This window comes from Achromobacter sp. UBA5777, assembly GCF_002418565.1.
In the GTDB taxonomy this organism is placed as follows: domain Bacteria; phylum Pseudomonadota; class Gammaproteobacteria; order Burkholderiales; family Burkholderiaceae_B; genus Achromobacter; species Achromobacter animicus.
Genome location: NZ_DIEJ01000178.1, coordinates 1 through 22,010, shown reverse-complemented (window position 1 = coordinate 22,010; position 22,010 = coordinate 1). Strand labels below are relative to the sequence as shown.

The following is a 22,010-nucleotide window of genomic DNA, read 5'->3' as shown; positions in this document are numbered from 1 at the left end:
CTGTGTCGGCCGGCGGCCCCCCCCCCCCGCCACGGGATGCCACATCGGTATCGTGACTGCCGAAAACAACGTGCCCAGCGAGATCAGCACGGCGACCATGCGGCCGTCGCCGCCCATGCGCATCGCCAGCACATACGCGGCCGACGCCGTGGGCAGCGCCGCGAACAGCAGCAGCATGCGCGCTTCGAGCGGGGGCAGGTCGAGCAGGTGCGCCACCAGCAGCGCGACCGCCGGCAGCGCGACCAGCTTGACCGCCAGCATCCACGCGATCAGCGCGCCGTAGCCCTTGCCGCCTTCCCAGGCCAGGCTGGCGCCCACGCAGATGATGCCCAGCGCCAGCGCCGCCGCGCCCAAGCGCGCGAACACCGTGTCGACGGGGCCGGGAAGCTGCAATCCCGCCAGATTGCAGGCCAGGCCGAGCAGCGTGGAAATCACCAGCGGATTGCGCGCGAGCTCGCGCAGCAGGTTGCCGCCGCTGTGACGCGCCAAGCCGTAGACCGCGGCGACGTTGGCCATCGGCACCGCGAAGCCGACGATGAGCGCCATGACGGTCTGGCCCTGCGCGCCCGCCAGGCTGGCCGACAGTGCCAGCCCGATATAGGTGTTGAAGCGGTACCCGCACTGGGCGGACGAGGCGAGACCCAGCGACGAGGGCCGCAGCGCCAGGCCCGCCAGCCACGCCATCGCCACGCCGGCGGCAATGACCGCCACGGTGGCCTGCAGCAGCAGCGCCGCATTGCCCGCCGTGATGGGCGTGCGCAGGATCGATTGGAACAGCAGCGCGGGGAACAGCACGAAGTAGACGAGGCGTTCCGTGCCGGCGAAGAACTCGCGTGAGAAACCCAGTTTGTGACGTAGCGCCCAACCCAGCGCAACCAGCATGAAATCGGGGAGAACCAGGAGTGCAACAGACATGAGGAAGTGGTTTTTCGTCTGGCGCCGGGCGGCGTCGGGCGCGCTATGCGGGTGTAAGCATTTGCTGCTATTCTCCGTCATTCTGGCGGGCGCGTGTGCCACAAGCAACCTATAAATGCGGCGTAGACACGCTGCGCACAAGCAATGCGCCCGCACCGTTATCTGCTGGTCCGTCTACAGGCGGGCACAACACACAACGGTCCGTCTACACACGGGCTCGCAATCTTGGAGGAAACACAACTATGAATAAGGTCCGCTCCCTGGCAGTGGCCATCGCCCTTGCTACCGGTGCTGCCGGCACGCTGGGCGCTTCGGTCGCGCACGCCGCAGACAAGTACCCCAGCAAGGCCATCCGCGTGATCGTTCCGTTCGCGCCTGGCGGTTCCACGGACATCATTGCGCGCCTCGTGACGCAGCGCATGAGCCAGGAACTCGGCCAGCCGATGGTCGTTGAAAACAAGGGCGGCGCCGGCGGCGCCATCGGTGCGGCCGAAGCCGCGCGCGCACCGGCCGACGGCTACACGTTGTCCATCGCCACCGTCTCCACGATGGCCGTGAACCCCGCCTGCCGTCCGAAGGACCTGCCGTACGATCCGATCAAGGACTTCCAGCCGGTCACCAACTTCGCCAACACCGCCAACGTCGTGGCTGTGAACCCCAAGTTCCCCGCCAAGGACTTCAAGGGCTTCATCGAAGAGCTGAAGAAGAATCCGGGCAAGTATTCGTACGGCAGCTCGGGCACCTGCGGCGTGCTGCACCTGATGGGCGAATCGTTCAAGATGGCCACCGGCACCGACATCGTGCACGTGCCCTACAAGGGTTCGGGCCCGGCGCTGGCTGATGCCGTCGGCGGTCAGATCGAAATCCTGTTCGACAACCTGCCGTCCTCGATGCCGCAGATCCAGGCCGGCAAGCTGAACGCCATGGCCATCGCGTGGCCCGAGCAGATCGCCGCCGTCAAGGGCGTGCCGACCTTCAAGGACGCCGGCTTCCCGGTGCTGAACCAGCCCGTCTGGTACGGCCTTCTGGCGCCCAAGGGCACGCCGATGGAAGTCGTGAACAAGCTGCGTGACGCCGCCGTCGTGGCCCTGAAGGACCCGAAGGTCATCAAGGCGCTGGACGAGCAAGGCTCGGCGCCGTCGGGCAACACGCCGGAAGAGTTCGCCAAGGAAATCCAGGAACAGTTCAACTGGGCCCAGGACGTCGTGAAAAAGCAGAATATCAAGCTGGACTGATGCTGCGCGGGGCGGCCTGGTCTGCCCCGATCGACACAGCAACGGGCGCCTTCGGGCGCCCGTTGCGTTTTGCGGGCCGCGCGCGGTTGCTCAGGCGGGCGCGTCCAGCCCGTCCAGCAGCGCGGCGCAAGCCGCGCGCAGGCGTTCGATCAGGTCGCGGTGCAACGCCGATAGCGGATCCTGGTTGCGCGTCATGATGCTGATCGGCACGCGCAGCGCCGGTTCCAGACGGCGCAGGGTCATGCCCGGACGCAGCATGGCATGCGCGGTGATGGCGTCGACGATGGCGTCGCCGCAGCCTGCATCGACCAGCGCGCAGGCCACGTAATGCGTCTGCACCTGGATGGCGACCTGCGGCGCCAGGCCCTGCGCATCCAGCGCCAGTTGCAGCAGGGCGCCGGAAGCGTCGCCCGCGTCCAGCACGATGAGCGTGTCGCTCTTGATGCCGGTCATGGAGGAGCCGCCGCCTGTCGCATCGCCGCCTGTCGCCTCCGACAGCTCAGACAACCGCATCGGGCCTCGCGCGGGCTTGCGGCTCAGGTGCACGAGTTCCGTGTGTCCCAGCCCCATGCGCGTCAGACCGGGATAGTCATTCGTGTCGAACGTGACCGCCAGGTCCAGCTCGCGCGTCAGCAGGCCTTGCACCAGCTCGGCGCTGTGGTGCGTGTGGATATCAAAGGTGATGCCGGGCTGCGCATTGCGGCTGTCGCGCACGACGCCGGGCAACAGGCCAAGTCCGAGCGCGGGCGCGCAGCCCAGGCGTAGATGACCGTGGGGCCGGTCGCGCAGGTTGGTCGCCAGCCTGCGCACGCTGTTCAGATCCTGGCTCAGCCGCGCAATTTCTGGCGTGAGGATCTCGGCCTCGCGCGTGGCGACCAGCCGGCCCTTTACGCGGTCAAACAGCTTGAAGCCCAGCTGGCTTTCGGCATGCGCCAGCAGCTTGCTGGCGGCGGGCTGGGAAATATGCAGCGCGGCGGCGGCTTCGGTCAGGGATCCGGTGCGGCGGATCGCTTCGAATATCTCGATGTGGCGCAGGCGCATGGCGCAGACGGGGGTAAGTCCGAAACCGCGATTCTAAGCCGGATGGCGCACCGCGCGCCGTGTACCGCGCGCGGCCCTTTGACTATCATGGACGCCAGCCGGATGTCCGGCGACCACCGGAGCCATCCATGCGCCTACGCCGCCACGCCGCCCTGCTGCTCGCCGCCGCGATAGCCGGCCTGCCATTTGTTTCCGCCAGTTGGGCGCGCACGCCGCCCGCGGCCGAAGACATCAATCCCGAGGCCGCCAGCGGCGTCCAGGCGCGCCAGCTGGTGCGCGCGCCGCATTTCATGATGGTATCGGCCAACCCGCTGGCCAGCCGCGCGGGCGAAACGATGTTGCGGCGGGGGGGCAGCGTGGTGGACGCCGCCATTGCCACGCAGCTTGTGCTGAACCTGGTCGAACCGCAATCGTCCGGCATCGGCGGGGGCGCGTTCATGGTGCTGTATTCCGCGGCAGACGGCCAGATCCGCACCATCGACAGCCGCGAGACCGCGCCCGCGGCGGCGCGGCCTGATCGCTTCCTGGATGCCGAGGGCAAGCCGCTGCCCTTTGCGCAGGCCGTCAACAACGGCATGTCGGTGGCGGTGCCCGGCCTGTTGCGCGGCCTCGAACTGGCGCACAAGGCGCACGGCAAGCTGCCCTGGGCCGATCTGTTCCAGCCGGCCATCGAACTGGCGGAAGCGGGCTTTGCGGTGTCGCCGCGCCTGCATTCGCTGCTGGCCGGCAACAAGGCGCTGCCGCAGCAGGCCGCGGCGGCCGCGTATTTCTATGCACCGGACGGGACGCCCTGGCCCGTGGGCCACGTGTTGAAGAACCCGGAATTTGCACGCACGCTGCGCGCGGTGGCAACGCAAGGCGCTGATGCGTTCTACCAGGGCGACATCGCGCGCGACATCGTCGCAGCAGTGCAAGGTCACGAGAAGCCCGGTGACCTGAGCCTGGACGATCTGGCCGGTTATCGCGCCAAGCCGCGGGACCCCGTGTGCGGCGCGTACCGTGGCTACCAGCTCTGCGGCATGGGTCCGCCCAGCAGCGGGCCCATCGCCGTGCTGCAGATGCTGGGTGAGCTGGAGCAGTTCCCGCTGAGCCGCTACGCGCCGGGCACGGCGCAGGCGGTGCATTATTTTTCGGAAGCCGGGCGGCTGGCCTTTGCCGACCGCGATTTCTACGTGGCCGACCCGGACTTCGTGCGTGTGCCGGTGCGCGCCTTGCTGGACCCCGCCTACCTGCGCGCACGCGGCGCGTTGATCCAGCCGGATCGCAGCATGAAGGTCGCGCTACCGGGCGACCCCGAAGGCAAGCTGCTGTCGTTGGGCAAGGACAACGCGCTGGAACTGCCGTCCACCAGCCACCTCGTGGCCGTCGACGCGCAAGGCAACGCGCTCAGCATGACGACCACCATCGAAAGCGAATTCGGCAGCAAGATCTTCGTGCGGGGCTTTCTGCTGAACAACGAGATGACCGATTTTTCGTCGTCGTTCAAGGACCCCGAAGGCAGGCTCGTCGCCAACCGCATCGAGCCGGGCAAGCGTCCGCGCAGCTCAATGGCGCCGATGATGGTGCTGCAGGGCGGCAAGCCTTACCTGCTGGTGGGCTCGCCCGGCGGCAGCGCGATCATCAACTACGTCGCCAAGACGCTTGTGGGCGTGCTGGACTGGAATCTCGACATCCAGTCGGCGATCGACCTCCCCAACTTCGGCAGCCGCAACAAGGAAACTGAACTGGAGAAGGGCACGGCGCTGGAAGCGCTGGCGCCGGAACTGGAGCGCATGGGACACCCGGTGCGCATCACTGAGTTTCCCAGCGGCATCCACGGCATCGTCATCGATGCGAAGGGCCTGGAGGGCGGCGCGGACCCGCGCCGCGAAGGGCTGGCGGTCGGTGGCTGACGCCGCGCTGCGGCGCCAGGCCCGGCGGGGGCATCCTCGCTGAGACGCCGCGGCCAACACGTGAGGCTGAGGCGCCCGGCTGAGGCTGCCTCAGCCGTGGCGCCACGCATCACTCCAGCGCCGAGGGATCCAGCTCCATCTTGGCCTCGCGCCGCCGCGCCAGCCAGGTCACGAACCACATCACCACGCCCAGCAGCAGCAGCCAGCCGGCGACCTGATACTGGATCACGTCACGGCCCGTCAACGGCGTAACCAGGAACAGGCACGCCCCGGCGCCCAGCCACGGGACGATGCGGTTGATGGAAAAGTGCTTGTGCTTGACCTTGTCACGCCGCAGCACCAGCACCGCGACGTTCACGAACGCGAACACGCCCAGCAGCAGCAACGCGGTGGTGCCGCCCAGCGCGCGGATCGCCTGCGAGTCGGTCAGCGAGACCAGGATGATGAGGCCGAAGGCCAGCGCCGTCGTGAACAGGATGGCCGTCCACGGCGTCTGGTTCTTGCGGTGCACGTGCGCCAGGAACGACGGCAGCACACCCTGGCGCGACATGCCGTACAACAGGCGGCTGGCCATCATCATGTTGATCAGCGCCGAGTTCGCCACGGCGAACATCGAGATGATCGGCATGATGTACTCCACGGGCAGATCCGGCGCGGCGCGCTTGACCACCAGCACCAGCGGCGTGCTGCTCTTGGCCAGTTCGCCCACCGGCACCAGCGCAACGGCGCAGATGGACACCAGCACATAGATGAGTGCCGTGATGCCCAGGCCGGTCAGCATGACCTTCGGGAAGATGCGGCTGGGATCGTGCGTTTCCTCGGCCATGTTGACCGAATCCTCGAAGCCGACCATGGCGAAGAACGCCAGCGCCGTGGCCGAGGTCACGGCCAGGAACACGCTCTTGTCCTCGGGCGTGTCGAATGCGACGACGCGCGAGAAGTCCGCCTGGCCGTCCGACATCGCGTAAAAGCCCAGCAGGATGACCATCAGCAGACCCGACAGCTCGATCAGCGTGAGCACGACGTTGGCGCGCACGCTTTCAGTTGCGCCACGAAAATTGACCAGCATGACCAGCGTCATGAAGCCCAGCGCGCCAAGCGTGATCCAGTGCTTTTCGGCCTCGATGCCCATTGCGGCGAACAGGTTGGCGGCGAAGGCCTGCGAGGCGGTGGCGGCCGACGTCAGGCCGGAACACATGACGGTAAAGCAGACGATGAACGTCAGGAAGTGCACGCCGAACGCCTTGTGGACATAAAGTGCGGCGCCGGCGGCGCGCGGGTACTTGGTGACCAGTTCAAGGTAGGAAAGCGCGGTCAGCAGGGCCACCCCGAAGGCGACCAGGAACGGCAGCCACGCTGCGCCGCCGACTTCCGCAGCGACCTGCCCGGTCAGTGCGTAGACGCCGGTGCCCAGGATGTCGCCAACAATGAATAGCAGGAGCAGCTTCGGGCCCATTACCCGTTTCAGCTGGCCGTGGTCTTGTGAGTCTGTCGTGGCCATAGTCTTTTATTTCCTCTTATGTGGCTCGCCTTTTTATGTGGCTCGGGAAAGCGTGCAGATGCGACGCAAAATGCAAAAAAAGTCTACGGCGGCAATAGGGCGGCGTGCTGAAACCAAATGTCTAAGTTGTTGCGCGCGGGGCAACGGCGCAATGGGGGCGGTGCCGAACACCTGGCCAAGCGAAGACGCGGCCCCAAAAAAAAGCCCGGCGGGCGCCGGGCGGTGTCATCGATGCGGGATCAGTCCTGCCCCGCTGGCGGCGCCAGGTCCGGCGGCAGCTTGCGCAGCGTGGCGGGGGTGCGCGACAGCTTGATGGGCGAGCCCACGCCTTTGTAATCGCCCTGTTCCAGCACCATGCCGCGGTGCCGCGTGTGCGGATGCGCGAGCGCCTGGTCGACCGTCTGCACAGCGGCGGCAGGCACGCCGGCGCGCAGCAGTTGATCGGCAAGCGCGGCGGCTTCGTGGCGGGCAAGCAGCGCAGAGAGATCGTCGCGCAGGGCTTGGCGATGGCGCAGGCGGTCTGCATTCGTGGCGTAGCGTGCATCCTCGGCCAGCGCCGGGGCATCGAGCGTCTGCGCCAGCATCGCGAACTGGCGGTTGTTGCCCACGGCCAGGAAGATCGGCCCGCTGGCGGTCGGCAAGGTTTCGTACGGCGCGATGTTCGGGTGCGCGTTGCCGCTGCGCTGCGGCACCTTGCCGCTGTAGAAGTAATTCGGCGCATGCGGGTGCAGCAGCGACAGCGCGCAGTCGTACAGCGTGATGTCCAGGAACTGCCCCAGCCCGCTGCGCGTGCGCTCGTTGAGCGCCAGCAGGATCGCCACCGCCGCGTTCAGCCCCGTCACCATGTCCACGACCGGCAGGCCCACGCGGGTCGCCTCGCCGTCCGCATCGCCGTTTACGCTCATCAGCCCGCACATCGCCTGCGCGCAGGCGTCGTAGCCGGGCAAGCCGCCCAGCGGGCCGTCCGAGCCGAACCCGCTGACGCGGCAATGGATCAGCGCGGGGAAGGCCGCCTTCAGGTCTTCATAGCCCAGGCCCCACTTCTCCAGCGTGCCGGGCTTGAAGTTCTCGACCAGCACGTCCGCGTCAGCCAGCAGGTGGCGCAGCAGTTCCTGTCCGGCGGGCTGCGACAGGTCCAGCGTCATGCCGTCCTTGTTGCGGTTCACGCCGACAAAGTACGAGGCCGTCTCGCCCAGAAAGGGCGGACCCCAGCCGCGCGTCTCGTCGCCGCCGGGCGGCTCGATCTTCAGCACGTCGGCGCCGTGGTCGGCCAGAATCTGCGTGCAGTACGGACCGCCCAGCACGCGTGACAGATCGATCACCTTGCAGCCCGCGAGGGCGCCGGCATTGGGTAGGGTGTGAGCCATGGAATTCTTCGCGTCAGTCGATGGAAACGTTGGCGCTCTGGATCAGCTCGCGCCACTTGGGGACTTCGGTGGTGATGAAGGTGGACAGGCCCTGCGGCGTCTTGTCCTGCGCTTCGACGATGCCCTGCATGCGCAGCGTCTGCTCGATGGCGGGATCGGACAGCGCCGTCTTGAAGGCCTCGTTCAGCGTGTTCACCACGTCGGCCGGCGTGTCCTTGGGTGCAACGATGCCGAAGAAGACGCTGACGTCATAGCCCTTCAGCCCCTGCTCGGACAGCGTCGGCAGCTCGGGCAGCGCGTCGGAACGCTGCGCGCTGGCCAGGCCGATGGCGCGCAGCTTGCCCGCCTTGATGTAGGGCAGCGCAGTCAGGATGTCGGTGAACGACATCGACACCTGGCCGCCCAGCAGATCGTTCAGCGCGGGGCCGGTGCCCTTGTACGGGATGTGCATGATCTTGGTGCCGGCCATGCGGTTGAACAGGATGCCGGCAAGGTGCGACGACGCACCGTTGCCGGACGAGGCGTAGCTCAGTTTGTCCGGATTCTTCTGCGCGTAGGCGATCAGCTCCTGCATGTTGTTGGCGGGCACCGACGGGTTCACGACCAGGATGTTGGGCAGGTGGCCGATGCGGATGATGGGCGCGAAGCTGGTCTCGGGGTTGTAGTTCTGCTTCTTGTACAGGCTGACATTGATGGCCAGCGGGCCAGACGTGCCGAACAGGATGGTGTAGCCGTCGGGCTTGGCGGAGGCCACATATTCAGAACCGATGTTGCCGCCGGCGCCGCTGCGGTTTTCGACGATGACGTTCTGCTTGAGCGGCTCGCGCAGCTTTTCGGCCAGACGTCGTGCCAGCGCGTCGGTGGGGCCGCCGGGCGGGAAGGGCACGACCAGCGTGACCGGCCGCGCAGTGGGATAGGCGTCTGCGGCAACGGCCGGCGTGGCCGCTATGACGGCGGCGGCCGCCAGGAACAGGGGGGCGAAATGGCGTTTCATGCATGTCTCCAGTGGATGGCGCGCCGGCTGTGCCGCCGGCGTCGGGTTACTGCAAAAGCCGGATGGGCGTTACAGCGCGTATTGCAGGATGGCCTGGCAGGCCGCGCTTTCGTCTGGCGGGATGGCATAGGGATCGCGCGGCGCCAGGCGGTGCAGCAGCACCTGGTCGGCCAGCCGTGCACGGCTTTCCAGACCCGTGCCGGCGGCCTCCCAGCGCAACGCGGCCATGGACACCGCGTGATACAGCAGCGATGCGGCCTGACGCGCCAGTTGCGCATGGTCGCCTTGCGCGGCATGTTCCGCCAGCGCATAGGTCTTTTCCAGGGCGCTGGCCTGCAGATCGGCTAGTTCGGGCGGGCAGGGCGCGCCGTCAGCCAGCAGGCGGTCGATGTGGCTGCGCAGCGCCGGCAGGGAATTCTCTTTCTTGATGGCGCGCAGGACATCCAGCGCGACGATGTTGCTGGTGCCTTCCCAGATGGAGCCCAGGTGCGCGTCGCGCACCAGGCGGGGTTCGGTGAACTCCTCGATATAGCCGCAGCCGCCGCGCACTTCCATCGCGTCGCCGGTGACCTTGCGCGCATCGCGGCAGGCGCGGAACTTGATCAGCGGCGTCAGAATGCGCGCCAGCGCGGGGCCCGCCGCGCCCTGATCGGCGTCGGCCAGCGCGCGCGCCGTCTGGAACATGACGCTGCGCGCCTGTTCAGCCCACACGATCATCTTGACGAGCTGACGCTGCATCAGCGGCATGTCGATCAGCCGCTTGCCGAAGGCGCGGCGATGCTGCGACACGTAGATCGCCTCGGTGACGGCGCGGCGCATCAGGCCGGCGGCGCGCATGCCGTTGGACAGGCGCGAGTTGTTGATCATGTCGGCCATGTGCTTGAAGCCGCGGCCGCGCTCGCCTACCAGCCAGGCCACCGCGCCTTCCAGACGGATCTCGCCGCTGGCCATCGACCGCGTGCCCAGCTTGTCCTTCAGGCGCAGGATGCGGTAGTGGTTGTGCGAGCCGTCCGCCAGATCGCGCGGCAGCAGAAAGAGCGACACGCCCTTCAGGCCGGGATCCGTTTCGCTGCGGGCCAGCACCATCGCGAAGCCGGCGTCCGGGTTCGAGCAAAACCACTTGTCCCCGTGAATGCGCCACGTGCCATCGTCCTGCGCTTGCGCCGTGACTTCGGTGGCGCTGACATCCGAGCCCGCGCCCTGTTCGGTCATGAACATGGCGCCCTGGCGCAGCGTGTCGAAATCCTGCGACGTCACCTGCGGCAGCACGCGCTCGACCAGTGCGGGGTCGCCGAACTTGCGCAACGTGCGCGCCAGCGAGTCCGTCATGCTGACCGGGCAGCACAGGCCGAATTCCGCCTGCACGAAAAGATGGCTGAGCGCGTACTTGGCGGCGGCGGGCATGGGCTCGGGCCAGCCGAGCACACCGCCCCGGTGGGACAGGGCGGCCAGACCGAACTCGCTGTAGGCCAGACGTTCCAGTTCGACGTAAGCAGGATGCTTGTCGATGCGGGACTCGTCCGTGCCGGCGCGGGTGCGCACGGAAAGCGTGGGCGGATGCTTGTCAGCCACGGACGCCAGTTCGTCCATCACCCCGCCCGCCAGTTCGCCCAGCCGGCTCAGATGCGGCAGCAGATGCGCGTGCAGGGCGGGCGGCAGGTAGCGACGACTCAGCGCCTCGGCATACGGGTCGGCGCTGAACAGGTTCAGCCCTCGGGAATCCGGGACGGGCGAGGCAGTGGCGGCAACGGGCAAGACGGGGGTATCCATGGCGGCATCCGGGTCGAGACGGGGAGATGTCCTATGGTGCGGGCCTTGATTTATCTATTCAAATACTGTTTTGATGTAGATCAATCCAAAAATAATATAGATATGCCTTAAGGAGGGACGCATGGACTTGGAACCCCGGCTGCTGCGCTACTTCATCGCCGTGGCCGAAGAGCGCCATTTCAGCCGCGCTGCGGCGCGCCTGCACATCTCGCAGCCGCCGCTCAGCTACGCGATCCGCCAACTGGAAGAGAACATCGGCGCGCGCCTCTTGGCCCGCACCAGCCGGCACGTGGAACTGACCGACGCCGGCCAGGCGCTCTACCACGAGGCCCTGATTCTGCTGCGCCAGGCCGAAGAGGTCCGCACGCTGGTGCGCCAGGTGGACGCGGGCTTGCGCGGCAGGCTGCGCATCGGCTTCGTGGGGTCGATGCTGTATCGGGGCCTGCCCGCGCTGCTTAGCGCCATGCGCACGGAACTGCCCGACGTGGAGCACGTACTGACCGAACTGAACTCGCATGATCAGATCGAGGCGGTGCGGCGCGGCGAACAGGACCTGGGCTTCATCCACGCCAATCCGGTGCCGGACGGCGTGCAAGCGCGTGATCTGATGGCCGAGCCGTTCGTCGTGTGTCTGCCGGATGCGCATCCGCTTGCGCAGCGCACGTCGCTGCGGCTGGCCGAGCTGGCGGAGGATGACTTCGTCTTTTTCGCCCGGGCGGCCTCGCCCAGCTATTACGAAACCGTGCTGGCCATGTGCGTGTCGGCCGGCTTCATGCCGGCGATCCGGCACGAGGTGCGCCACTGGCTGAGCGTGGCGTCGTTGGTGTCGCAGGGATTGGGGGTGTCGATCGTGCCGGCGTGCCTGTCGCGCAGCGGGCTGGCGGGCACGCGGTTCATTGCGTTTGAACACGAGGCGCGCTCGATCAGCCAGGTGATCTGGCCCGATGCGGCGCGTTCGCCCTTGCAGGAGCGCGCGGTGGCGTTGGTGGCGCAGGCGTTTCCGCCGTTGCAACCGCCCGCCGCGGTCCCGTCAAAGGCGTGAGGATCAGCGGAACACGACGGTCTTGTTGCGGTTCAGCAGGATGCGGTGTTCGACGTGGCTGCGCACGGCGCGCGACAGCACCAGGGATTCGATGTCGCTGCCCACCTGGGTCAGGTCCTGCGCGGTCATCGTGTGGTCGACGCGCTCGATGTCCTGGTCGATGATCGGGCCTTCGTCCAGATCCGAGGTCACGTAGTGAGCCGTGGCGCCGATGATCTTCACGCCGCGCGCATGCGCCTGGTGATAAGGACGTGCGCCCTTGAAGCTGGGCAGGAAGCTGTGGTGGATGTTGATCGCGCGTCCGGTCAGCGCGCGGCACATGCCGGCGGACAGGATCTGCATGTAGCGCGCCAGCACGACCAGATCGATGTTCGCCTCGTCGACGATCTTGAGCACCTGCTTTTCCTGTTCCAGCTTGGTGTCGGGCGTGACCGGCAGGTGGTGGAACGGGATGTTGTAGGTGGCGGCCAGGCCGGCGTAGTCGTTGTGATTCGAGACGATGGCGGCCACTTCGGCATGCAGATGGCCGCTGTGCACGCGGAACAGCAGGTCGTTCAGGCAATGGCCCTGCTTGCTGACCATGATCAGCAGGCGCTCCTTGCGGCGCGCGTCGTGCAGCTTCAGTTCCATGCCGTAGTCGGCGGACATGGCGTCCAGGCGGGCGCGCAGGTCGTCGGCGGAGGCGCCGACCGGCAGGTCGAAGTGCACGCGCAGAAAGAACCGGCCGGTCTCTTCGTCGCCGAACTGCTGCGAATCCAGGATGTTGCAACCCAGTTCGAACAACAGGCCGCTGACGCGGTAGACGATGCCGGTGCGGTCGGGGCAGGACAGGGTCAGGATGTAGTCGTTGTGCTGCATGGCGGAAATGGATGAATAAGAAAGAGGGAGCGGGCGGAGATCAGGCGGACAGGCGCGCCAGGGTTTCTTCCGCCAGGGCCAGGCTGGAGGTCAGCCCGGGGGATTCGATGCCGAACAGGTTCACCAGGCCCGGCACGCCATGCACGGCGGGGCCGGCGATGACGAAGTCGGCGGCCGGTTCGTGCGGGCCCGAGATCTTGGGCCGGATGCCCGTGTAACCGGGCGCCAGCGCGTCGTCCGGCAAGGCCGGCCAGTAGCTGCGGACGGCTTCGTAGAACACCTCGGCGCGGGACGGGTCCAGCGTGTAGTCCTCGGTGCCGACCCATTCGGTGTCGGGGCCGAACTTGGCCTGGCCGCCCATGTCCAGCGTCAGATGCACGCCCAAGCCTGCATGCTGGGGCACGGGATAGATCAGGCGCGAAAACGGCGCGCGGCCGGACAGCGTGAAATAGCTGCCCTTGCACAGGTAATCGGTGGGGATGCTGTCTGCGGGCACGCCTTCGATGCGCCGCGCCAGGGCCGGCGCCTGCAGGCCGGCCGAGTTGATCAGCACGTTGCAGGTCAGTTGCATGGCGTCATCGCCGCCGAATTGCAGCTCGAAGCCGCCTTCAGGGCGCACACGCCCCGACACAAGCGGCGTATGGAACACGCACTGGGCGCCCGCGTTTTCGGCGTCGCCCTGAAAGGACAGCATCAGCGCGTGACTGTCGACGATGCCGGTGGACGGCGACATCAGCGCGGCGGTGCATTGCAGCGCGGGCTCCAGGCGCATGGCTTCTTCGCCCGAGATGTACTGCAGGTCGTCCACGCCGTTGGCTCGGGCGCGTTGGGCGATGCCTTCCAACTGCGTGGCCTGTTCGGGGCTGGTGGCGACGATGAGCTTGCCCAGCCGCTTGTGCGGCACGCCGCGCTCGGCGCAGTACGCGTACAGCAGATGCTTGCCACGCACGCATAGCCGCGCCTTCAGGCTCCCGGCGGGGTAGTAGATGCCGGCGTGGATGACTTCGGAGTTGCGCGAGCTGGTGCCGGTGCCGATGGCCTCGGTGGCCTCGGCCACCAGCACCTCGCGGCCGGACTGGGCCAGCGCGCGGGCGATTGCCAGCCCGACCACGCCGGCGCCGATGACAACGCAATCGACGTCGACGCTCATGATTTGGCCTTCTCGGCGCGCGTGCCGGCCGGCGTCAGGTCGAATCCGCCAGCATGAAACACCAGCGGCGGCTCGCCGCTATGACCGCAACGTTCGACTTCTCCGACCATGATGACGTGATCTCCCTCGACATAGCGGCTGCGGTTGCGGCATTCGAACCAGGCGGCGCAGTGGCCGTCCAGCATCGGCGTGCCGCCCGGCGCATAGTGCACCTGCAGTCCGGCATAGCGGTCCGGCGTCTTGCCGGTCGCGAAGCGACGCGCCAACGCAATCTGGTCCGCGCTCAACACATTGACGACGTAGCGCTCGCACTGTTCGAAGGCCTCCAGCGACGAGGAGCTTAGCGACAGGCTCCACAGCACCAGCGGCGGGTTCAGCGAGACCGAATTGAACGAGCTGACCGTCAGGCCGATGGGCGCGCCGTCCTGGCCGGCGGTCGTCACGACCGTCACGCCGGTGGCGTAACGGCCCAATGCGGTGCGAAAGAAGACGGAATCGAAATCAGGGGAGGAGGCGGACATGCAGTAGACAGTTCGGTCGGGCGCGGGAGGCGCCCGGCGTGGGGACGCCCCGCGTCGGGGCGCCTGTATCAGGGAGACAGGCGTTCGATCTTCCAGTCCGCGCCGTCCGCGACGTAGCGCAGGCGGTCGTGCAGGCGGGACGGCCGGCCCTGCCAGAACTCAAAGGCGGTGGGCTTCAGGCGGTAGCCGCCCCAGTGCGGCGGACGCGGCGGCTGTTCGCCGAAACGCTCGCGGAATTCCTTTTCACGGGCTTCCAGCTCTTCGCGGGTGATGGGCTGGCTCTGGCGCGAGGCCCACGCGCCGATGCGCGATCCGGCCGGGCGGCTGTGATAGTAGGCGTCCGACTCTTCGGCGGCCACCTTTTCCACCACGCCCTCGATGCGGACCTGGCGCTCCAGCGGCTGCCAGAAGAACAGCAGGCTGGCGCGCGGTTCGGCCAGCAGGTCCAGGCCCTTGCGCGATTCGTAATTGGTGAAGAACGTGAAGCCCTGGTCGTCAAAGCCCTTGATGAGGACGATGCGGGCGCTGGGCTGGCCGCTGGCATCCACCGTGGCCAGGGTCATGGCGTTGGGTTCGGGCACCTTGGCCGCGAGGGCCTCGTCGAACCAGCGGGTGAATTGTTCGAACGGGGAGCGGGCGGCCTGGCTTTCCAGGAGCACATTCTTTTCGTAGCTTTGACGCAGATCAGAGACGGACATGGTCTTAGGGGTTCAGCGTTGATAACAGGGAGTTTATACCGCCTGGAAGACCGGCCCCTCATTGACCCCGCGCAGGCCCCGGACAAGTTCGCCGGGCCTGCTCGCCCCTTTTGGCGTCAGGGACCTTCGGGCAGCGGGTGGCCGTCCAGTTCCAGCCGGCGGGCGATCGCGTCGAGCCGGGCGTCGTGGATGCCGGCGGACCGCAGGGCCTGGGCGGTCTGCACCACGTAGTCCGTGCACGGGCCGTAGCGCCCCGCCGCGCGGCGTACGATCTCCAGCAGTTCCGGCTCGGGCAGCGCGCGGATATAGGCGGGATTGCTGCGGTTCATGATAAAGACCAGAGCGCGGACGACCCCTTCGTCCGTGGCGCAGTTGATCCAGCGGGGCAGGTAGGCGCCCGTGGACATCTCGCGTTCCCAGAGGGCAGGAAAGTAATTGGGGACCTGGTCGCCCGCCAGCCGGTAGACCACGCCCCGGCAGGAACCGCCTCGATCCAATCCGAACACCAGGCCCGGGCATTCGGGCGTACCCCGGTTCACCCGGGACCACAGGCACAGCGCCCGATGATGGCCGCGCAATGTGGCCAGGCGCCGTTCCTGGAAGTCGAAATCCGGCCGCCAGATCAGGGATCCGTACCCGAATACCCATACGTCTTCCCCGGCCTGCCAGTGTTTGAGCGCGTCGTCGAGCGAGGCTTGGCGTTCTTCTGCCGTCCAGAGCCGGAAGGGCAAGGACGCGCCGGAGATGTCGGTGGGGGAGGACTGCTTGTTCACAACTACGTTTTCCGTTCAGGCTCGTGCGGAGGATTTCGGTTGGCCCAGCCCCCGGCCATCAGCGCCACGGAATAGGCCCAGAAAAGCGGGGCAACGCCAATTACCGCACCCAGCGCGCCGAAGGTCAACGGCAGGGAGACCTGCGAGCCGTTGATCAGCGCCATGCGCAGGCCCACCGCCTCGGCGGCGCGGCCCGGCGGCGAATACTGGTGCAGCAGGGACAGCATGCTGGGTTGGCAACAGCCCAGCGCCAGTCCCAGGATGAAAGACAGCACGATCAAGACGGTAACGTCGGTGAACAGCGGGTAAAGCACGAAGTCGATGGCCGCCGTGGCCATGGCCACGCGCACCAGGGTCCACGATCGCACCCGGCGCTGAATCAGCGGCAAAGCCAGCCGGATGACGAAAGTTGCCGCCGCGAACGAAGCAAGAATGACGCCGATCGTGGTGGCGGACAAGCCAATCGCCACGCCGAAGATCGGTACGACGAACAGGTGGGTATCCCACGCGCCGGACAGGATGGTGTTCACCATCAGGACACGGCGCAAGGCGGGCACGGCGAGCAACTCGGTCACCCGACGGCGCTGGGCCTCTCGCACGCCGGTGATGGCAGCGTCGACGGCCTTCAACTGATGCCGCAGCGCATACAGGCCGATTCCCGAGAGCAGGGGGCCGACGGCGAGGAGGCCGAAGGCCGTGCGCGTGCCCAGGTGGTCGATGGCCAGACCGGCGATCAAAGGACCGGAAAATCCCGACCCTGCCAGGGCCAACGACATGAACGAGAAATTGCGCAGTCGCTTCTCGGGCTCGGCGTGTCCCAGCAGATCCTGCGTGGCGACCTGGTGCAGCATGAAGCCGATGCCGATGCAGCAAGACGCAACGAGCAGGGCGGACTGCGTTTGCGAAATAGAAGGAAGTAGCGTGCCGAAAGCCACCAAAGTGGTGCCGATAACCAGCGGACGGACGATGCCGACCCGGTCCACCCAGCGTCCCGCGCGCACTGAAAACAGCATCGGCAGCACGGCAAACACCGCCACCAGCGTACCCACCGTGAATGTGGACAGCCCCATCTGCAGCGCCGTCAGGGAAACGGTGATCCGTCCCCCAGTCAGCGCCACATGATTCATCATTGCCAGCAGGCACAAAAGCACCGCCCCGGAAAATTCCGGGGAACTGGATGGCGAGGAGGGGGATCTGTTGGAGGTAGACACGGCTTAACTGCATTCATTCTGTTCGTAACATCCGGCTATGTCGAGGCGCTGCATTTTTGCGCTGCAGCGGACAGTGACTAGTCACATTGCGAAGTTAACGGTCTCTACCGGACAAGTCGTGCGCTTATTCGGCAAGATGACGGCACGTTCGCGGCAGGCGCGGTAAAACGGTTCCGAAGCAGTAACGGGATCGTTGTATCGTTCACGCAACGGAACCCACCGTGTGGTGCAATCCGTCTACGGTTTTCACCGCTGGTTTGCAGCATTACCGGCGCCGCTCGTGGCGCCTTGCCGTCCCCATCGTCCAGGTTCAATGAAAAAGTCCCGCAGCAAGTTCAAGCGCTACGTCCTGATAGCCGTCATCCTCCTGCTTCTTGTCTTCGGTGCGCGCGCCGCGTTCTTCTCCGCGCCGCCGCCGCCCACCTTCGCCGTAGCCGAGGTGTCCCGTGCAAACCTGGAAGACAGCGTCCTGGCCAGCGGCACCATCGATGCCATCGAACGCGTCAGCGTCGGCGCGCAGGCCACGGGCCAGCTCAAGTCCCTGAAGGTGGAACTGGGCGATCGCGTCAAGAAAGGACAACTGGTTGCCGAGATCGATGACCTGACCCAGCAGAACGAGCTGCGCAACGCCGAAGCGGCGCTGCAGACGCGGCGCGCCGAGCGGGCGGCCAAGGTCGCCACGCTGAAGCAGGCTGAACTGGCGTTCAAGCGCCAGCGCATGATGCTGGCGGCCGACGCCAGCTCGCGCGAGGCCTATGAAACCGCCGAGGCCACGCTGGCCGTGACCCGTGCCGAGATCGCGTCGCTGGACGCGCAGATCGCGCAGGCCGAGATCCAGGTGGACACGGCCCGGGTCAACCTGGGTTACACGCGCATCGTCTCGCCGATCGACGGCATGGTGGTGGCCGTGGTCACCAAGGAAGGCCAGACGGTCAACTCCATCCAGAGCGCGCCCACCATCATCAAGGTGGCGCAGGTGGACACCATGACGATCAAGGCGCAGATCTCCGAGGCCGACGTGACGCGGGTCAAGCCCGGGCTGCCGGTCTACTTCACCATCCTGGGCGAACCGGACGAGCGCTACCGCGCCACCTTGCGCGCGGTGGAACCGGCCCCGGATTCCATCCAGAAGGATGACGCGGCGTCGTCGCTGACGTCCTCGACCAGTACTTCCACCAGCGCCGCGGTCTATTACAACGGGCTGTTCGACGTGCCCAACCCCGACGAGAAGCTGCGCATCTCGATGACGGCGCAGGTGTTCATTGTGCTGGGCGAGGCCAAGGATGCGGTGGTGGTGCCCGCGTCGGCGCTCGGCAAGCGCGGCAAGGATGGCCGATACGAGGTGCGCGTGGTGCTGGACGGCAACAAGACCGAGACGCGCCAGGTCCGCATCGGCATGAACAACAATGTGCAGGCGCAGGTGCTGGAAGGCCTGGAGGTGGGCGAACGCGTCGTGTCGGCGGACTCGTCGCCGGCTGCCGCCAAGCCGGGAGCCTGACATGAGCGGTCCGCTCATTTCCCTGTCGGGCGTGCGCCGCGAGTTTCCGGCGGGCGACCAGACGATTGCGGTCCTGAAAGACGTCAACCTCACGATCGAGGCGGGCGAGATGGTCGCCATCGTGGGAGCATCCGGCTCGGGCAAGTCGACGCTCATGAACATCCTGGGCTGCCTGGACCGGCCCACGCGCGGCGACTACAAGGTCGACGGCCGCAGCACGGGCGAACTGGATCCGGACGAGCTGGCAGAGCTGCGCCGGGAGCATTTCGGGTTCATCTTCCAGCGCTATCACCTGCTGGCGGACCTGAGCGCGCAGGGCAACGTGGAGGTTCCGGCCGTCTACGCGGGCAAGCGCCGCGAGGCGCGGCTGGAGCGGGCCTCGGCCTTGCTGGCGCGGCTGGGCCTGGGGGATCGTTCAGAACACCGGCCGGGCCAGCTTTCCGGCGGTCAGCAGCAGCGCGTGAGTATCGCGCGGGCGCTGATGAACGGCGGCGACATCATCCTGGCCGACGAGCCCACGGGCGCGCTGGACACGCATACGGGCCAGGAGGTGCTGCGCATCCTGGAAGAGCTGAACGCGGCGGGACACACGATCATCATCGTCACGCACGATATGAACGTGGCGCGCCACGCACAGCGCATCATCGAGATCAGCGACGGCGAGATCGTCGCGGACAAGCGCAATCCGGACGCGCCGCGCCATCAGACGTCGCTGGACGAGGCGCCGGCGATGGCCCAGCGGCCGGCCTGGCAGGCGTATCTGGACCGCTGCGGCGAGGCGCTGCGGATGGCGTTGCTGGCGATGAACGCGCACCGGCTGCGCACGTCGCTGACGATGCTGGGCATCATCATCGGCATTGCGGCGGTGGTGTCGGTGGTGGCGCTGGGCGAAGGTTCCCGGCGCAAGATCCTGGAAGACATCAGCGCGATCGGCACGAACACGGTGGAGGTTTTTCCGGGTAAGGATTTCGGCGACGAGAAGGCGGTGAACATCCGCACGCTGGTGGCGGCGGACGCGGAGGCGTTGGCGCGCGAGTCCTATGTGGACAGCGTGACGCCGGAAGTGGGAACGAGCAATACGCTGCGTTATCGCAACGTGTCGGTGAATGGGTCGATCCAGGGCGTGGGCGATCAGTACTTCCGGGTGCGCGCGATCAAGCTGGCCGAGGGCAAGTTCTTTGACGAGACCAGCGTGGCGCGCCGCGCGCAGGAAGTGGTGATCGACGAGGGCACGCGGCGTGCGCTGTTCGGGTCGCATACGGAGCCCATCGGGCAGGTGATCTTCCTGGGATCGATGCCGGCGCGCGTGATCGGGGTGACGCAGAAGAAGGACACGGTGTTCGGCAGCAACGACTCGCTGAACGTGTGGATTCCCTATACGACGGCGCTGTCACGGGTGCTGGGGCAGCAGCACCTGAAAAGCATCACGGTGCGCGTGAACGACGCGACGCCGCCGGCCGCCGCCGAACAGGCGATCGTGCGGGTGCTGACGCGCCGGCACGTGGTGAAGGACTTTTTCGTGTTCAACACGGATGCGGTGCGCAAGACGATCGAGCGCACGACGGCGACGATGACGCTGCTGGTGTCGCTGATCGCGCTGATTTCGCTGATGGTGGGCGGCATCGGCGTGATGAACATCATGCTGGTGTCGGTGACCGAGCGCACGCGCGAGATCGGGGTGCGGATGGCGGTGGGCGCGCGGCGCAGCGACATCATGCAGCAGTTCCTGATCGAGGCGGTGCTGGTGTGCCTGATCGGCGGGGCGGTGGGCATCCTGTTGTCGCTGGGCTTGGGCGTGCTGGTCAGCAAGGCGACGGGCGGCTCGTTCCAGATGATCTATTCCACGGCATCGATGGTCGCGGCATTCACGTGCTCGACGCTGATCGGTGTGATTTTTGGCTATCTGCCGGCGCGCAATGCGGCGCGTCTGGATCCCGTCGAGGCGCTGGCCCGGGAATGAGGAAGATGAAAGCAGTTTCTCTTGTGTGCAAACCGCTGGGCGTGGCGCTGTTGCTGGCGCTGGGCGGGTGCGGTCTGCTGCGTACGGATTACGAGCGGCCGGCGGTGAGTGTGCCGGCATCCTGGACTTACGCGGGGGCGGGCGCTGATGCGGGCGCGCAGGCGTCGTTGGCGGACGGTGGCGACTGGTGGCGCAATTTCGATGATCCGGTGCTGAACGGGCTGGTGGAGACGGCACTGGCGCGCAACAACGATCTGGCGGCGGCGGCGATCCGCGTGCGGCGGGCGCAGTATCAGGCGGGGCTGGCGGACGATCAGCTGATGCCGCAGTTTGGCGGGGACGCGAACGTGTCTCGGGTGCGCAATCTGTATGGGGATCGCGCGATCACGCGGGCCAATTCGGCCGAGCTGACGGTGAGCTATCAGGTGGATCTGTGGGGCAAGCTGGCGCGCCAGCGGGATGCGGCGCAGTGGGAGGCGCTGGCGACGGAGCAGGACCGCCAGGCCGCGGCGCTGTCGCTGGTGGGGACGACCGCGACGTTGTATTGGCAGACGGCGTTCATCAACCAACGCATCGCCAGCAGCGAGGAGAGCATTGCCTACGCGCGGCGCACGCAGGATCTGGTGCGGGCGCAGTACGCGGCGGGCGGGGCGTCGGCGCTGGAGCTGGCCGAAGCCGAGCAGACGGTGGCAAGCCAGGAGGCAGCGCATGCGTTGCTGGTGCAGCAGCGGGTGGAATACATCAATGCGTTGACGATTCTGTTCGATGGTCCGCCGGATCGTATTACGGCGGATCCGATGCGGTTGCCGTCGAGTGCGTTGCCGGAGGCGCGGGCGGGGGTGCCGGCGGAGTTGCTGGGGCGGCGGCCGGATCTGCGGGCGGCTGAACTGCGGTTGCGGGAGTCGCTGGCTACCGTAGATGCGACGCGGGCCAGCTTTTATCCGCCGGTGACGTTGACGGGGGCGTTGGGCACTTCTAGCCCGACGTTGTCGGAGGTGTTGAAGAATCCGATCGGGACGTTGGGGGCGGGGTTGACGTTGCCATTTCTGCAATGGAACCAGATGCAGCTCAATATCCGGATTTCGAAGACGGATTTTGAGGAGCGGGTGGTGACGTTCCGGCAGGCGCTTTATCAGGCGATGGCGGATGTGGAGAATGCGCTGTCGAATCGGACGCAGTTGTCGATTCGTGCGGAGCAGCTGGATCTGTCTTTGCGGGCGGCTCGGGAGGCTGAGCGGCTGTACGAAGTCAGGTATCGGGCGGGGGCGGTGCCGCTGCGGGATTGGCTGGATGCGCAGGAGAAACGGCGGGTGGCTGAGGTGGCGCGGGACGAGAATATGTTGAACCGGTTGGTGAATCAGGTGACGGTTTATCAGGCGTTGGGCGGGGATGATGTGGTGGCTGTTGAAGGCGACGGGCTGCGGATGTGAGGTTTTTAGCCGCCGGGCGCATCGTTTTTCGCCGGAAGCCGGGGGCAGGTGTCGATTGCGGTTCTTGTGGCGCTCGGCGGGTGTTTTAGGTGTCGATTGCGGTTCTTAAGACGCCCGGCGTGGCGTCGGCCTGGGGTGCGCGGGGCTACGATTG

18 protein-coding genes are annotated in these 22,010 nt (G+C 66.8%); 6 read left to right on the top strand and 12 right to left on the bottom strand.

Features of this window, described 5'->3' with window-relative positions; translation table 11 throughout:
• A partial coding sequence (locus tag B3446_RS13935) for an AEC family transporter (RefSeq protein WP_291381899.1) occupies positions 1-915 on the bottom strand: 915 nt, incomplete at its 3' end.
• A gap of 242 nt (positions 916-1,157) precedes the next feature.
• Here B3446_RS13935 and B3446_RS13930 point away from each other — a divergent pair.
• Positions 1,158-2,150: a tripartite tricarboxylate transporter substrate binding protein BugE gene (locus B3446_RS13930; RefSeq protein WP_056569019.1), complete on the top strand. Its 993-nt coding sequence runs from the start codon at positions 1,158-1,160 to the stop codon at positions 2,148-2,150.
• 90 nt (positions 2,151-2,240) lie between these two features.
• Here the strand turns inward: B3446_RS13930 and B3446_RS13925 are convergent, their stop codons facing one another.
• The gene (locus tag B3446_RS13925; protein WP_291381896.1) at positions 2,241-3,191 is read right to left on the bottom strand and encodes a LysR family transcriptional regulator; all 951 of its coding nucleotides are present in this window, start codon (positions 3,189-3,191) and stop codon (positions 2,241-2,243) included.
• A 128-nt stretch (positions 3,192-3,319) separates the two neighbouring features.
• On the opposite strand from B3446_RS13925, the gene ggt reads away from it, so the two are divergent.
• Positions 3,320-5,083, top strand: coding sequence for a gamma-glutamyltransferase (gene ggt, locus B3446_RS13920; RefSeq protein WP_291381895.1), 1,764 nt, complete (start codon positions 3,320-3,322; stop codon positions 5,081-5,083).
• 109 nt (positions 5,084-5,192) lie between these two features.
• On the opposite strand, the gene B3446_RS13915 is transcribed toward ggt, so the two are convergent.
• The 4 genes from B3446_RS13915 to B3446_RS13900 all read right to left on the bottom strand — a co-directional run bounded on the left by B3446_RS13915 (position 5,193) and on the right by B3446_RS13900 (position 10,715).
• Positions 5,193-6,584: an APC family permease gene (locus B3446_RS13915; protein WP_191577770.1), complete on the bottom strand. Its 1,392-nt coding sequence runs from the start codon at positions 6,582-6,584 to the stop codon at positions 5,193-5,195.
• 239 nt (positions 6,585-6,823) lie between these two features.
• Positions 6,824-7,951 (bottom strand): CaiB/BaiF CoA transferase family protein, encoded by a 1,128-nt coding sequence (locus B3446_RS13910; RefSeq protein ID WP_191577769.1) that lies wholly within the window; start codon positions 7,949-7,951, stop codon positions 6,824-6,826.
• 13 nt (positions 7,952-7,964) lie between these two features.
• Positions 7,965-8,945, bottom strand: coding sequence for a Bug family tripartite tricarboxylate transporter substrate binding protein (locus B3446_RS13905; RefSeq protein ID WP_191577768.1), 981 nt, complete (start codon positions 8,943-8,945; stop codon positions 7,965-7,967).
• 69 nt (positions 8,946-9,014) lie between these two features.
• A complete protein-coding gene (locus B3446_RS13900; RefSeq protein ID WP_291381892.1) occupies positions 9,015-10,715 on the bottom strand; it encodes an acyl-CoA dehydrogenase family protein in 1,701 nt (566 codons plus the stop codon).
• Positions 10,716-10,836: 121 nt separating this feature from the next.
• Between B3446_RS13900 and B3446_RS13895 the strand changes: the two genes are divergently transcribed.
• A complete protein-coding gene (locus B3446_RS13895) occupies positions 10,837-11,757 on the top strand; it encodes a LysR family transcriptional regulator (protein ID WP_291381890.1) in 921 nt (306 codons plus the stop codon).
• A 3-nt stretch (positions 11,758-11,760) separates the two neighbouring features.
• Here B3446_RS13895 and purU read toward each other — a convergent pair whose 3' ends face one another.
• The 6 genes from purU to B3446_RS13865 all read right to left on the bottom strand — a co-directional run bounded on the left by purU (position 11,761) and on the right by B3446_RS13865 (position 16,968).
• A complete protein-coding gene (gene purU / locus B3446_RS13890) occupies positions 11,761-12,615 on the bottom strand; it encodes a formyltetrahydrofolate deformylase (RefSeq protein WP_291381888.1) in 855 nt (284 codons plus the stop codon).
• Positions 12,616-12,655: 40 nt separating this feature from the next.
• Positions 12,656-13,765, bottom strand: coding sequence for an NAD(P)/FAD-dependent oxidoreductase (locus tag B3446_RS13885; RefSeq protein ID WP_291381886.1), 1,110 nt, complete (start codon positions 13,763-13,765; stop codon positions 12,656-12,658).
• Positions 13,762-14,286: a flavin reductase family protein gene (locus tag B3446_RS13880; protein WP_291381884.1), complete on the bottom strand. Its 525-nt coding sequence runs from the start codon at positions 14,284-14,286 to the stop codon at positions 13,762-13,764. The genes B3446_RS13885 and B3446_RS13880 overlap by 4 nt, the downstream gene beginning before the upstream one ends.
• A 68-nt stretch (positions 14,287-14,354) precedes the next feature.
• On the bottom strand, positions 14,355-14,984 hold the full coding sequence (gene pdxH, locus B3446_RS13875; protein WP_175123250.1) for a pyridoxamine 5'-phosphate oxidase: 630 nt from the start codon (positions 14,982-14,984) through the stop codon (positions 14,355-14,357).
• A 116-nt stretch (positions 14,985-15,100) separates the two neighbouring features.
• Positions 15,101-15,757 carry a gamma-glutamylcyclotransferase gene (locus B3446_RS13870; RefSeq protein ID WP_291381882.1) on the bottom strand — a complete coding sequence of 219 codons (657 nt, stop codon included), beginning with the start codon at positions 15,755-15,757 and terminating at the stop codon, positions 15,101-15,103.
• A gap of 2 nt (positions 15,758-15,759) precedes the next feature.
• Complete coding sequence (locus tag B3446_RS13865; protein ID WP_175138839.1) at positions 15,760-16,968, bottom strand: MFS transporter; 1,209 nt, start codon at positions 16,966-16,968, stop codon at positions 15,760-15,762.
• A gap of 313 nt (positions 16,969-17,281) precedes the next feature.
• Here B3446_RS13865 and B3446_RS13860 point away from each other — a divergent pair, with 313 nt between their 5' ends.
• The 3 genes from B3446_RS13860 to B3446_RS13850 are packed head-to-tail and all read left to right on the top strand — an operon-like array spanning position 17,282 to position 21,856.
• Complete coding sequence (locus tag B3446_RS13860; protein WP_291381879.1) at positions 17,282-18,466, top strand: efflux RND transporter periplasmic adaptor subunit; 1,185 nt, start codon at positions 17,282-17,284, stop codon at positions 18,464-18,466.
• A 1-nt stretch (position 18,467) separates the two neighbouring features.
• Positions 18,468-20,426, top strand: a complete 1,959-nt coding sequence (locus B3446_RS13855; protein WP_291381877.1) for a MacB family efflux pump subunit — start codon at positions 18,468-18,470, stop codon at positions 20,424-20,426.
• Positions 20,427-20,431: 5 nt separating this feature from the next.
• Positions 20,432-21,856, top strand: a complete 1,425-nt coding sequence (locus B3446_RS13850) for an efflux transporter outer membrane subunit (RefSeq protein ID WP_291381901.1) — start codon at positions 20,432-20,434, stop codon at positions 21,854-21,856.
• Positions 21,857-22,010 lie beyond the last annotated feature (154 nt).